The organism is Bacillus sp. FSL H7-0578 (assembly GCF_038630855.1).
GTDB lineage: Bacteria > Bacillota > Bacilli > Bacillales > Bacillaceae > Bacillus > Bacillus safensis.
In genome coordinates this window covers 1,351,707-1,364,651 of the sequence record NZ_CP152045.1, presented here as the reverse complement: position 1 = coordinate 1,364,651, position 12,945 = coordinate 1,351,707, and the positions used below count along the sequence as shown (strand labels likewise).

Sequence of the window (12,945 nt, the reverse complement as noted above, 5' to 3'; positions counted from 1 at the left end):
CCTGTTCTCAGCACAGAGGAAGAGAGCAGGCTATTTTGATTACTTCTGAAGAGCTTCTTGCAGTTCTTTTAACAGCAGTTCTGCGCCTTCAGCGCTTAATGTAATTTGACCATTTCCATATTCATGGTTCTCTGATGTAATCTCACCAGTCATGAGACAAACGCCCTCTGGCTGATATTTTTTCAAGACGATTTTATCTCCATCTATAAAAAATTCCATACTGTCTTTAATAGCGATATCAAGTGCTCTTCTCAATTCGATTGGCATCACAATACGCCCTAGTTCGTCTACTTTTCTTACGACTCCGATAGATTTCAATTTCGTTCCCTCTTTCTTTCATTAGCTCAAGATCAATCTGTTTTTCACCAATTGATATATCGTAGACGTAAGAGATTCTTAAAAGGTTTCTCCTCTATAAAAATTTTTTTCATAAAAGAAAAAACAAAGGGAAAATTTATTGTGATTGTCAAAATGATACTTGAATTTTACAGATTCATTTCAAGGTGATCACAAACCCCCACAAATGACATCAACCCTCTGAACTTTTAAATGTAAAATTGTTTAAAACAGCAAAAATAGAGATTGGGTGAAAACATGTTTCAAAATGCCGAAATTGGAATTGATTTAGGAACAGCTAACATATTGGTTTATAGTAAAAATAAGGGAATTATTTTAAATGAACCGTCCGTCGTAGCAGTCGATACAGAAACAAAGACTGTACTTGCCGTCGGATCAGAAGCAAAAGAAATGATCGGGAAAACACCTGGGAAAATTGTTGCGATCCGTCCGATGAAAGACGGTGTCATCGCTGATTATGATATGACAACAGATTTACTTAAACAAATCATGAAAAAAGCAGGAAAAAATATCGGGTTTACCTTCAGAAAGCCAACTGTCGTTGTATGTACACCTTCTGGTTCAACAGCTGTTGAGCGCCGCGCCATCAGCGATGCTGTGAAAAACTGCGGAGCAAAGCATGTGCATTTAATTGAAGAACCTGTTGCAGCTGCAATCGGTGCTGATCTTCCGGTAGACGAGCCTGTGGCGAACGTCGTAGTCGATATTGGCGGCGGAACAACAGAAGTTGCGATCATTTCATTTGGCGGCGTTGTCTCTTGTCATTCGATCCGAATTGGCGGCGATCAGCTGGATGAAGATATCATTACGTTTGTCAGAAAGAAATATAACCTATTAATCGGCGAACGGACTGCCGAGCAGGTGAAAATGGAAATTGGATATGGTCTTATTGAACATGAGCCTGAATCATTAGAAGTGCGCGGTCGCGACCTTGTGACAGGTCTGCCAAAAACGATCACACTTGTCTCTCATGAAATTCAAGGCGCCATGCGAGAATCACTTCTTCATATTTTAGAAGCGATCCGTGCCACATTAGAGGACAGCCCTCCAGAGCTAAGCGGAGATATTGTAGACCGCGGCGTCATTTTAACTGGCGGAGGCGCTCTTTTAAATGGAATTCAAGAATGGCTTTCTCAAGAGATTGTTGTTCCAGTCCATATTGCAGCCAATCCCCTTGAATCTGTTGCCATTGGAACAGGTCGTTCATTAGAAGTGATCGACAAATTGCAAAAAACTTTAAAATAATCTTCTTGTTCTACTTCTTTTTTTGTCATTTTGATCATATCGTGAGAAATGGATAAACGTGAAGGAGGAAGAACATGTTGCTTGATTTAGGTAAACGGGTCGTTGTCACAGTCATTTTAACGGGTATTATTTTAGGAGGAATGAGCCTGTCGTTTTCACATATGCCGCCTTCTAATGCACAGCCTGTGAAACAACTGAACCGCTAAAAAAGCCGCACGAAAGCGGCTTTTTTATTTTGGCTTTAAACGGGCTCCCCATTTTCCTTTTCGGTCATAAATCTGATATGATGAACATGACTAAAGGAGGGGTTTTTATGAGTTCATTTGAAAAACAACTAGATCAATATGCGAAGACCATCGTTGAAGTCGGTGTGAATGTACAAAAGGGGCAGGAAATCGTTGTATCCGCATTTACTGAATCTGCACATCTTGTTCGTCTTGTAGCGAAACACGCGTATGAGCGCGGGGCGAAAAACGTACATATCCGCTGGAGTGATGGTGTTCTCACTCGTTTAAAATATGAACATGCACCGCAAGATGTATTTGAGCAATTCCCTGAATGGGAAGCACAGATGATGGAAACCATCGCAAAACGCGGAGGCGCTTTTATTACCATCCTGTCAGAAAGCCCTGACCTTTTGCGAGGCATTGATTCGAAAAAAATCGCTGCACAGCAAAAAGCTGCTGGTTCAGCACTACATACATATCGTCAATACGTTCAATCTGACAAAGTCGCTTGGACAGTCGTAGGTGCTGCATCAAAAGAATGGGCGAAAAAGATTTTCCCTGATCATACAGATGAAGAAGCTGTCACGTTATTGTGGGATCAAATCTTTAAAGTCGCACGCGCTGATCAAGCAGATCCAGTTGAGGCTTGGAAAAAGCACGATGCGTCATTAAATGAAAAGGTCAAAATACTCAATGAACGCCACTACCACGAGCTTCATTATGAAGCACCGGGCACAGACTTAACGATTGAGCTTCCAGAGCAGCATATTTGGGTAGGTGCTGGCAGCGTAAGTGAACGCGGCGTTTCGTTCATGGCCAACATGCCGACAGAAGAAGTCTTTACCGTACCGAAAAAAGACGGTGTAAACGGGACAGTCTCAAGCACAAAGCCGCTCAGCTATGCTGGAAACATCATTGATGAGTTTTCATTAACCTTTGAAAATGGCCGGATTGTGGATGTGAAAGCAAAAGAAGGCGAAGATATGTTAAAATCTCTCGTTGAAACAGATGAAGGCTCTCATTATCTAGGTGAGGTTGCCCTCGTACCAGATGATTCACCAATTTCTAACTCAAATATTCTTTATTACAATACACTTTACGATGAAAATGCATCAAACCACCTTGCCATCGGCAGCGGATATGCGTTTAATATCGAAGGCGGAAAAGAAATGAAACGAGAAGAATTGGATGCAGCGGGTGTGAACAGCAGTATTACACACGTTGATTTTATGATTGGTTCAAAGGAAATGAATATTGACGGGATCACAAAAGACGGTAAACGCGAACCGATCTTCCGAAATGGAAACTGGGCGATTTAATCAAAAAAAGACATCCTATGGATGTCTTTTTTTATTTATGCGTAAAGCTCTTCAAGTCTTTTTTGGATGTCTTGATCTGATAAGAACTCATCATATGTTGTTTGTTTATCGACGATGCCATTTGGCGTCACTTCGATAATCCGGTTTGCGACTGTTTCAACAAACTGATGGTCATGAGATGAGAAGAGCATAGCTCCTTTAAAGCTCATGAGGCCGTTATTCAGCGCTGTAATGGATTCTAGGTCTAAGTGGTTCGTTGGCTCATCCAGCAGCAGAATATTCGCTCCAGACAGCATCATTTTTGATAACATACAACGAACCTTTTCTCCTCCTGATAAGACACTTGCTTTTTTCTTCACTTCTTCCCCAGAGAAAAGCATACGTCCTAGGAAACCACGCAGGAAGCTTTCGCTTTGATCATTCGGAGAATATTGACGAAGCCAATCAACGAGATCAACATCGTTTCCTTCAAAGTATTCACTATTATCTTTCGGGAAAAAGGCTTGTGACGTTGTGACGCCCCATTTAAATGATCCGCTGTCTGGCTCCATTTCACCAGCAAGGATTTTAAATAAAGTGGACACAGCAAGCTCGTTACGGCTTAAGAACGCAATTTTATCTTCGCGGTTCATAATAAAGCTGACATTATCCAGTACTTTCACACCGTCAATTGTTTTTGATAGACCTTCTACTTGAAGGACATCATTTCCGATTTCGCGCTCTGGCGCAAAATGAACATACGGATATTTACGTGAAGACGGCTTAATGTCATCTAAAGAGATTTTATCAAGCAATTTCTTTCTTGATGTCGCTTGCTTCGATTTAGAAGCGTTCGCACTAAACCGGGCAACGAATTCTTGAAGCTGCTTAATTTGTTCTTCTTTTTTCTTATTTGCTTCTTGGCTTAGTTTCAGCGCTAACTGGCTGGACTCATACCAAAAATCATAGTTTCCGACGTATACTTGGATTTTTCCGAAATCAAGGTCCGCAATATGTGTACATACTTTGTTTAAGAAATGACGATCATGCGACACAACGATGACGGTATTTTCAAAGTTAATGAGGAACTCTTCGAGCCACTGGATTGCTTGTAAGTCCAAGTGGTTCGTCGGCTCATCGAGAAGAAGAACGTCAGGCTTGCCAAATAAAGCTTGAGCTAAAAGTACTTTTACCTTTTCAGAACCGCCAAGCTCAGACATTTTCTTCGATTGAAGGCTTTCTGGAATGCCAAGGCCCTTTAATAGGATCGCTGCTTCACTTTCAGCTTCCCAGCCGTTTAATTCAGCAAACTCACCTTCAAGCTCCGCTGCACGAATCCCGTCTTCATCTGAGAAATCAGGTTTCATATAGATCGCATCTTTCTCCTGCATCACGTCATATAGACGTTTGTGACCCATGATGACGACTTTCAGCACTTCAAACTCTTCGTATTCAAAGTGGTTCTGTTTTAAAATCGCTAAACGCTCACCAGGACTCATATGAACATCGCCCGTTTGAGGCTCAATTTCTCCAGAAAGAATCTTTAGGAACGTTGATTTACCAGCTCCATTGGCACCAATTAATCCGTAGCAGTTGCCAGGAGTGAATTTAATATTTACTTCTTCAAATAGTTTACGATCAGCAAAGCGCAAACTAACATTATTTACTGCAATCATTTATTAATCCTCCATCACTCATTCATCAATATGAAGTATAACATGAATAACGTTTGATAGAAACGTCTCTCGCTAAGAACGAAGGCTTTTTGTCTATTATGATATAATAAACGGGAATGATTGATTGAAGGAGTTCGGGCGATTTGAGATTACTCACACTGATGGAATACTGTTTATTGATTTTCTTTATGGGCATTTATTTATCTGCAACAGGCTTTAATGCGAGGGACTTTGGCCTTTATATTGGGCTTATCCTCATTTACACACTGGTTCACATCTTTTCCAAACGTTTTTTACAAAAGCGGGGCAAAGAAAACCAAAAGATCGGATTGTTTCGATCCGTTTTAGCCATTACCGGATCTGTATTCGCTTCTGTTCTAGCGATTGTGATCATTGTGACGATGCTCACACCAAATTAAAAACGACCCTTCTGTAAGGGTCGCTCGTTCAAGTACCTTTCTCTTGCCCATGAGAAGGTGCTTTTATTTTGTCTGTCGAATATCGCCAAATGGGAAGAAAACAAATTCTGATGTCCCGACAACCCGATCCTTTTCAATGAGGCCAAGTCCATTTCTGCTGTCCATGGAATTCAGTCTATTGTCCCCCATCACAAAGTAATCGTTTTTCGGTACTTTCACTGGACCAAAATCTCCAGTTAAATGCACTTCATACTCTTTCGCATGGGCCTTGTTCTCTTTTAAATAAGGCTCATCTACTTTTTTACCATTAATGTAAAGCGTATCATCCTTCATTTCAATCGTATCACCTGGAAGGCCGATCAATCGTTTGACATAATGAATCTTCTGACCATCTTTTCCATTAATAATCACGATGTCACCGCGTTTTACACCACCGAGATAGTTAATGGTTTTGTTGACAAACAGCTTTTCCCCGTCATGAAGTGTTGGTTCCATTGACTCTCCTTCCACCACATAAGGTTCAAATATAAACGTACGGATGAGCAAGACGAGTGCAAGTGCGATTAAAATGGCTTTGATCCATTCAAACAGTGAACTTTTCTTCTCTGTTTTGGCTTGCTTCGCATCAGATTGAATTTCATTTTCGTTTTGTTTGTTTTCTTCGTTCAAAATACTGCTTCCTCCTAAGACTTTCTGCTAAAAGACTTGAAACGTGAATTGAATAACTTTACTTTATCATATGTCATTTAAAAATTCACAAGACAACCATCTAATTAGATATTTTTTCCTAATTCACTGATGATTAAACAAAAAGAAGCACCGTTTTTCACGATGCTTCTCTTCTGCATTACGCTTCTTGCCTGACTGGTTTTTTCAAAATACCCAGTAAAATCGCTGTCACAACAGCACCGATTAAGATGCTGATGATATAAAGAACTGGATGATTTGTTACCCAGAAAACAAATAGTCCGCCATGCGGTGCAGGAAGCGTCACTCTAAAGAATTCCGTTAATCCGCCAGCAACTGCTGCACCAATAACAGCTGAAGGAATCACACGAAGAGGATCTGCTGCCGCAAACGGGATCGCCCCTTCAGTGATGAAGGCAGCTCCCATGAAGTAACATGTAATCCCTGCTTCACGGTCACGTTTTGAGAACTTATTTCTAAAGATCGTTGTTGCAAGTGCAATACCTAGTGGTGGTACCATTCCGCCTGCCATAATTGCAGCATGCGGTGCATAGTTGCCAGCAGCAATCATTGCAAGACCAAATGTGTAAGCCGCTTTGTTAATTGGGCCTCCCATATCAATTGCCATCATACCAGCTAAAATAATACCCATTAAGACAAGGTTTCCCGTACCTAATGATTCAAGCCAATGTGTTAATCCGTCCATCACCATTTTCACTGGTGTGTTGACAATATAATGCATGATAATGCCTGTGAAGAAAATACCGAACAACGGATACAGCAGAACCGGTTTAATCCCGTCGAGTGTCTGCGGTACGAATGTGAATACTTTTTTGAGCAGCACAACAATGTAACCTGCTAGGAAACCAGCAATCAGTCCGCCTAAGAACCCTGCACCTGCTGCTGACGCCATAAAACCACCGACCATACCTGGCGCAAAACCTGGACGATCTGCAATACTCATGGCAATAAATCCAGCTAATACAGCAACGATTAAGGCAAGCGCATTATCGCCGCCAATTCCTTTTAAGACAGCTGCAAATGAATTAAATGAAGGGTCCTTAGGATCTGCTGAGTTAATGCCCCAGAAGAATGAAATCGCAACAAGGATACCTCCTCCGACAACAAATGGAAGCATGTTACTTACACCACTCATTAAGTGCTTGTAAAATCCGCTTCTTCCTTTGCCAGATGATTCATTTTCGTCTTTAGAAGAATTGCCGCCTGAACCTTTATAAATCGGCGCATCTTGATTGATTGCTTTTTCAATTAATTCCTGTGGACGGCGAATACCAGCTGTTACAGGGACTTCAATGACATGCTTGCCTTTAAAGCGTTCCATTTCTACTTGCTTGTCCGCTGCTACAATGATGGCTGGTGCTTCTTCAATTTCTTTTGCTGTAAGGGCATGTTTAATACCGCCAGAGCCGTTTGTTTCAACTTTAATGTCAACGCCCATTTCTTTTGCTTTTTCTTTCAAAGCATCTGCTGCCATAAATGTATGGGCAATGCCTGTTGGGCAAGCTGTTACTGCTAAAATTTTAGCGGGTTTTCCTTCTGCTGCCGGCTCCTCTTGAACTTCCTCTTCTTCTTCATCATCTTGATCATGTGTATTGATGATCTCAATGATTTCATCTTCAGTCGCCGCTTCAAGGAGCTGCTTTCGGATTTCTTCACGCATTAGAAGTGTGGATAAACGAGAAAGTGCCTCTAAGTGCGTGTTGTTTGCGCCTTCAGTTGCGGCAATCATAAAGACAAGATGACTCGGCTGCGCGTCTAGTGATTCATAATCAACACCAGCAGTTGAGCGGCCAAATGCAATGGCAGGCTCTTTTACACTTGCTGTTTTAGCGTGCGGGATGGCAATTCCTTCACCAATACCAGTAGAGCTCTGTTTTTCACGATTAATCACAGCTTCTTTGTAGCCCTCTTTATCATTTAACTTGCCTGCTGTATCTAAAACAGTGACCAGCTCTTCAATGACTGCTTCTTTCTGCTGGCTGTCTAATTGAAGCTTAATGGTATGCTTCGTGAGTAGTTCTGTAATTTTCATGATGACTCCTCCTTTAAATGCGTGTGACTTTTACTTGTGGTAATAGTGTGTCAACAAGCTCTTTTGTGCCAAGCTCCTCAGAAAAGGCTGTAGCGCTTCCTGAAGTAACACCAAGCTTAAATGAATCTTCAATTGAAAGGCCTTTTGAAACGCCGGCTAAAAACCCTGCAACGACTGAATCTCCTGCTCCAACTGAATTAACGAGCGTTCCCTTTGGAACATTGGACTGATAGATTCCTTCTTTACTGAATAAAAGGGCGCCATCTCCAGCCATGGAGACGATGACATGTTCAGCACCTTGTTCTAACAGCTTTTTCCCATAAGGAATTGCTTCTTCTGCTGATGAAATACTCGTCTCAAACATTTCACCCAGTTCATGATGATTTGGCTTCATTAAGAATGGTTTCATGTCAGCTGCTTTTTTTAACGCTTCGCCAGAAATATCAAGAACAACTCTTACACCTTGCTCTTTGCAAACTTCAGCAATACGCTCATATGTGTTATGAGGTAATGAAGAAGGAATGCTGCCAGCTAAAACCACGACATCTCCTTCAGTTAATGAAGAAAATTGAGATAGAAATGACTCAAATTGCGCTTCAGTAATTGATGGGCCGAGTCCGTTGATTTCTGTCTCTTCACCTGTTTTTAGTTTCACATTAATTCTTGTATCTTCTGACACCTCGTGAAAGGCTGTTTGTAATTGTTCGTTCTGTAAAAAATCCTGAATATATTTGCCTGTAAATCCACCAATGAATCCAAGTGCTTTTGATTCAACACCGTGACGTTTTAATAGCCTTGAGACATTAATTCCTTTACCACCTGGATATTTTTGATCATAGGTTGAACGATTTAAACCGCCGACTGCAAAATCCTCCACGTGTACAATGTAATCAACTGATGGGTTTAAAGTAACTGTATAAATCATGTTTTCACTACCTTTATAACCGTTTTTTCATGGTAATTATCGAATGAATCCTCTTTTGCGTCGTTTGTGATAATGGTGGCTTCCTGTAAACTAGCAAAGGTTGAAAACGATATTTCGCCAAACTTCGAGGCATCTGATAAGATATAGGTTTTTTTCGCCTGTTTCATGGCTCTTTTTTTCATGAGTGCTTCCTCTGGATCAGGCGTTGTAAAACCCGCCTCGGGATGAATGCCGTTTGTCCCAACAAAGCTTTTGTCAAAACGATAATTTTCCATCGCTGTCAAAGCTGCGGCTCCCACCATGGCTCCTGTTCGATGTTTCACTGATCCGCCTGTCAAGTAAAAGGTAATGCCTTTTCTCATAAGTGCTTCAATGTGCATCACACCGTTAGTCACCACGACAATATCTTGATCTGGATCGATATATTCAATCATTTGCTGTGTGGTTGTACCTGCATCTAAATAAATACAGTCACCCTGTTTTAAAAGAGATGCCGCTGCCTCTGCTACCAATGACTTTTCTTGAAGGTTTTTGGCAGATTTCTCAAATACATCTGGTTCAAGGCGAATACTCGAAACCTTGGCCGCTCCTCCATGAACCCTTTTCAGAAATCCTTTTTCTTCAAGGGCTGATAAATCTCTTCTGATTGTAGATTCAGACGCATCCGTCATCATCGTTAAGTCCTGTATTTTAATGACATCATTTTCTTCTAAGCTGTCGATAATGAGTTGATGTCTTTCCGGTGTTAACATGAGAACACCCCTTTTGAAAACGTATTCATTTTGCGCGCACCTTTATTGTAATCGCTTTTTTCAACATTATCAATACAAAACAATCAAATACATTCAATAACTATCAAAATCTTTCACCATGGTCATCTTACCTTTATATGTACCATTTGTAAACTGAAAAATATGTGACATTAAGATGAAAGTCATGATATTAGCATTTCTATCATTTTTTATTTCATTCAATGGAACTAAAAAAAGCTTTTATGCGATTTGCATAAAAGCTTTTGATGGGTAATGAAGGCGAATGTAAACCGTTTGTGCTTTTTTCTTCTCTGAATTATTCATATCTGAGCGATTCAATAGGGTCTAGTCTCGCTGCTTTATTCGCAGGAATTAACCCAAAAACAATACCAATGAGCATACTAAACAGTACGCCTCCACAAACCACTTGCCAAGATACGAGAGACGGCCAGCCGGCAAATAGTGATACTAGCGAAGCACCGCCTAAACCAAGTGCAATCCCCATCAGCCCGCCGATGAGTGTTAAAACGACAGACTCAATTAAAAACTGAACGAGAATTTGCGCCCTTGTTGCGCCCATCGCCTTTCGAATACCGATTTCTCTTGTCCTCTCTGTCACAGAAACGAGCATAATATTCATCACACCGATGCCGCCGACAAGTAAAGAGATTCCGGCTATTGAACCAATGATCGTTGTCATAACGGACGTTATTTGACCGATCCCTTCTGCGATTTCTTCCATATTGATCATTTCGTAAGCATCTTCTGTATGATGATTTTCATTTAATATGGCAGCCGCGCTCTTTCCTACTTCCTTCATTTGATCCGCATGTGCGACTTGAATAGATAACTTATCATATTCATTCATACCAAATGTGGAGGTGAGCATCGCAAATGGGACATATATTTCATTCATATCAAATGAAAACATCCCTTTCTGTTTTGCTAACACACCGATGACTTCAACTGGCTGTCCGTTCATCCAAATCAGTTCACCTAATGCCTTTTGTCCATTGAATAGTTCTTTTTGTAAGCCATCCGAGATGAGGGCAGCTCTTCTGCCGCTTCTAAAGTCAATATCTCTTAAATTCTGTCCTTCTGCGATTTGTAATGAATGTACATCCGTATACCCCTCATTTATGCCGTTAACTGTCGCATCAACTGTCGTATCTTGAAATCTCAGTTGCATTCCTTGTGCAGTCGAGGAGGCGACCTGCTTCACCCCATTGATTGTCCTAATGCTTTTTATGTCTTCCTCAGTAAATGAGGCTTCGAATAAAGCATTTGGATTTGCATTTAACTCTTCGTCAGAAGGCGTATATGTCATATCAATGGTATTGTTTGGACCTGAAATCGATCCTTTTAACATTTGCTCACCGCCTTGACCGATCGCCACGACTGCAATGACTGATCCAACACCAATAATAATCCCAAGCATCGTTAAAATAGAACGTAATTTATGAGCTAAAACCGAATTCAGCGCTATTTTGATATTTTCAAAGAGTTTCATTCATAGCGTCCCCTTGCATCCATCTATCTTCAACAAGCCGTCCATCTCTCACAACGACCGTACGGTTTGTATACGCAGCTATTTCTTCTTCATGGGTGACAAGCACAATCGTTGTCCCTTCCTCATTCAGCTGTGTAAACTGTTCCATAATTGACATGCTTGTTTTTGAGTCGAGAGCACCAGTCGGTTCGTCTGCCAAAATAAGCTGAGGCTTATTGACAATCGCTCGTGCAATTGCCACCCTTTGCTTTTGTCCTCCTGACAACTCACTTGGCATATGTTTCATTCGATCTGTCAAACCAACCTTTTCAAGTGCCAATTCCGCACGTTCTTTTCTTTCCTTTTGGCTGATCCCAGCGTAAATCATCGGAAGTTCAACATTGCGTCTCGCATTTAACCTTGGCAGGAGGTGAAATTGCTGAAAAACAAATCCAATGGATTGATTTCGAATGACCGCGAGCTCTTGATCCTTTGCTGCTGACAGCTCTTTACCTTGAAAATGATATTGTCCCGTCGTCGGGCGGTCTAAACAGCCAATAATATTCATTAACGTTGACTTTCCAGAGCCTGACGGGCCCATAATGGACATATACTCACCTTTTTCAATGACAAGATTCATGTCACTTAATACATCAAATGTTTCGTGTGCGACCTCATAGCTTTTTGTTACGTTGGAAAGCTGAATCATTCAGCATTCACTTCCATTCCGTCATACATGTCATCTGTTGGATGAGCAATGATTTGGTCCTCTGCCTTGACACCTTTTGTCACTTCAAGATCATGACCTGACGTTTCCCCTATGACCACTTTTACTTTTTTCAGTACATTTTCTCGAACAACATAAACGTATTGTCCATCAGTCTCTTTTTTTACTGCTGTTTCAGGAATTGTTTGCGCTTGGCGCTTATCTGTTTCAATTTCCATGATCATTTTAAAACCAGGCTTCGCCTCAGGTTTCTTCCCCTTTATTTCAACTTCAACAGGATATTGAACCGTTTGATCGCTCGAAGTTGTTTCGGCCGCAGTCTGGACAGGAACAGCACCTACTTTTTTCACGACTCCTTGCCAGCTCTTCCCGCGAATGACATCAGACGTTACCTTCACTTTTTGTTTCTTTTTGATTTTGATGGCATCATACTCTGAGATCAAACCCCGCACGATCATTTTTTTCTCATTACCAATATGGATGATCGGCTGCCTATCTTCCGGCCCCCCTGCTCCGGCCTCTTGCTCAATGGAAATCACTGTTCCATCAATTTTACTATGTACGGTTAAATCTTCTATTTGCGCCTTTACTTTTTCTTGGCTGATCTCTGCTTGCTTTTGTTCTAATTCAGCCGCTTTCAGTTCTAATTGAAGCTGATCTCGCTCGCTTTTGGCATTAGCGTCAGAACCGCCTGCTTTTTTCTCATCTAATTCACTCAGCCTATTTTGCAATTGTTCCAATTTTAATGTACTTGACTCAGCGGCTAATGCTTGCTGCTGCTCCTCAAGCTCCAGTTCCTTGTTTTCATATGTAAGAAGCGGCGTTCCAGCCTTTACCTTTTCCCCTTCTTTCACAGCAATTCCCTTCAATTTCCCCTTTTCCTCTTCTTCATAGATGAACTGCTCTTCAGAAAATGAAAGTGTCCCGGGTGTCATCACCGTAGATGTGATTTCTTTCGGCGTGAGTTTGACTGTTTTAATCGCTGCTGTAGAAACAGGCTTTGCTTGGTTTTTCGCAATATTAAATCCAATAAATAGTCCAATCACAATAATTAAAATAGATCCGATGATGATTTTCTTTCTCATAAAAA

The 12,945-nt window shown here is 41.1% G+C and carries 13 protein-coding genes; 4 read left to right on the top strand and 9 right to left on the bottom strand.

The annotated features are described in order from the left end of the window. Window positions 1-39: 39 nt before the first annotated feature. Window positions 40-318, bottom strand: a complete 279-nt coding sequence (locus MHB41_RS06960; protein WP_024424746.1) for an AbrB/MazE/SpoVT family DNA-binding domain-containing protein — start codon at window positions 316-318, stop codon at window positions 40-42. A gap of 276 nt (window positions 319-594) precedes the next feature. Here MHB41_RS06960 and mreBH point away from each other — a divergent pair, with 276 nt between their 5' ends. From mreBH to MHB41_RS06945, 3 genes are all read left to right on the top strand, one after another. After that, a complete protein-coding gene (mreBH, locus tag MHB41_RS06955; protein WP_024424745.1) occupies window positions 595-1,602 on the top strand; it encodes a rod-share determining protein MreBH in 1,008 nt (335 codons plus the stop codon). Between the two features lie 74 nt (window positions 1,603-1,676). Then, window positions 1,677-1,808: a protein YkpC gene (locus MHB41_RS06950; protein ID WP_003210922.1), complete on the top strand. Its 132-nt coding sequence runs from the start codon at window positions 1,677-1,679 to the stop codon at window positions 1,806-1,808. Window positions 1,809-1,915: 107 nt separating this feature from the next. Next, window positions 1,916-3,148 (top strand): aminopeptidase, encoded by a 1,233-nt coding sequence (locus MHB41_RS06945; RefSeq protein WP_340898790.1) that lies wholly within the window; start codon window positions 1,916-1,918, stop codon window positions 3,146-3,148. Between the two features lie 35 nt (window positions 3,149-3,183). Here the strand turns inward: MHB41_RS06945 and MHB41_RS06940 are convergent, their stop codons facing one another. Further along, window positions 3,184-4,803, bottom strand: a complete 1,620-nt coding sequence (locus MHB41_RS06940) for an ATP-binding cassette domain-containing protein (RefSeq protein ID WP_024426884.1) — start codon at window positions 4,801-4,803, stop codon at window positions 3,184-3,186. 143 nt (window positions 4,804-4,946) lie between these two features. Between MHB41_RS06940 and MHB41_RS06935 the strand changes: the two genes are divergently transcribed. Continuing rightward, a complete protein-coding gene (locus tag MHB41_RS06935; RefSeq protein WP_061109783.1) occupies window positions 4,947-5,222 on the top strand; it encodes a hypothetical protein in 276 nt (91 codons plus the stop codon). A 63-nt stretch (window positions 5,223-5,285) separates the two neighbouring features. Here MHB41_RS06935 and lepB read toward each other — a convergent pair whose 3' ends face one another. The 7 genes from lepB to MHB41_RS06900 all read right to left on the bottom strand — a co-directional run bounded on the left by lepB (window position 5,286) and on the right by MHB41_RS06900 (window position 12,940). Continuing rightward, the gene (lepB, locus tag MHB41_RS06930) at window positions 5,286-5,858 is read right to left on the bottom strand and encodes a signal peptidase I (RefSeq protein WP_029706712.1); all 573 of its coding nucleotides are present in this window, start codon (window positions 5,856-5,858) and stop codon (window positions 5,286-5,288) included. A 211-nt stretch (window positions 5,859-6,069) separates the two neighbouring features. Continuing rightward, a complete protein-coding gene (locus MHB41_RS06925; protein WP_061109782.1) occupies window positions 6,070-7,962 on the bottom strand; it encodes a PTS fructose transporter subunit IIABC in 1,893 nt (630 codons plus the stop codon). 13 nt (window positions 7,963-7,975) lie between these two features. Beyond that, entirely contained in the window at window positions 7,976-8,887 is a 912-nt protein-coding gene (gene pfkB, locus MHB41_RS06920) for a 1-phosphofructokinase (RefSeq protein ID WP_034281616.1), read from the bottom strand. Further along, window positions 8,884-9,639, bottom strand: a complete 756-nt coding sequence (locus MHB41_RS06915) for a DeoR/GlpR family DNA-binding transcription regulator (RefSeq protein ID WP_061109781.1) — start codon at window positions 9,637-9,639, stop codon at window positions 8,884-8,886. Before MHB41_RS06915 ends, pfkB begins: the two co-directional genes overlap by 4 nt. A 316-nt stretch (window positions 9,640-9,955) precedes the next feature. Next, window positions 9,956-11,149: an ABC transporter permease gene (locus MHB41_RS06910; protein WP_061109780.1), complete on the bottom strand. Its 1,194-nt coding sequence runs from the start codon at window positions 11,147-11,149 to the stop codon at window positions 9,956-9,958. Further along, the gene (locus MHB41_RS06905) at window positions 11,136-11,837 is read right to left on the bottom strand and encodes an ABC transporter ATP-binding protein (protein WP_061109779.1); all 702 of its coding nucleotides are present in this window, start codon (window positions 11,835-11,837) and stop codon (window positions 11,136-11,138) included. The genes MHB41_RS06910 and MHB41_RS06905 overlap by 14 nt, the downstream gene beginning before the upstream one ends. Continuing rightward, entirely contained in the window at window positions 11,834-12,940 is a 1,107-nt protein-coding gene (locus MHB41_RS06900; RefSeq protein ID WP_061109778.1) for an efflux RND transporter periplasmic adaptor subunit, read from the bottom strand. Before MHB41_RS06900 ends, MHB41_RS06905 begins: the two co-directional genes overlap by 4 nt. Between the last annotated feature and the right edge of the window lie 5 nt (window positions 12,941-12,945).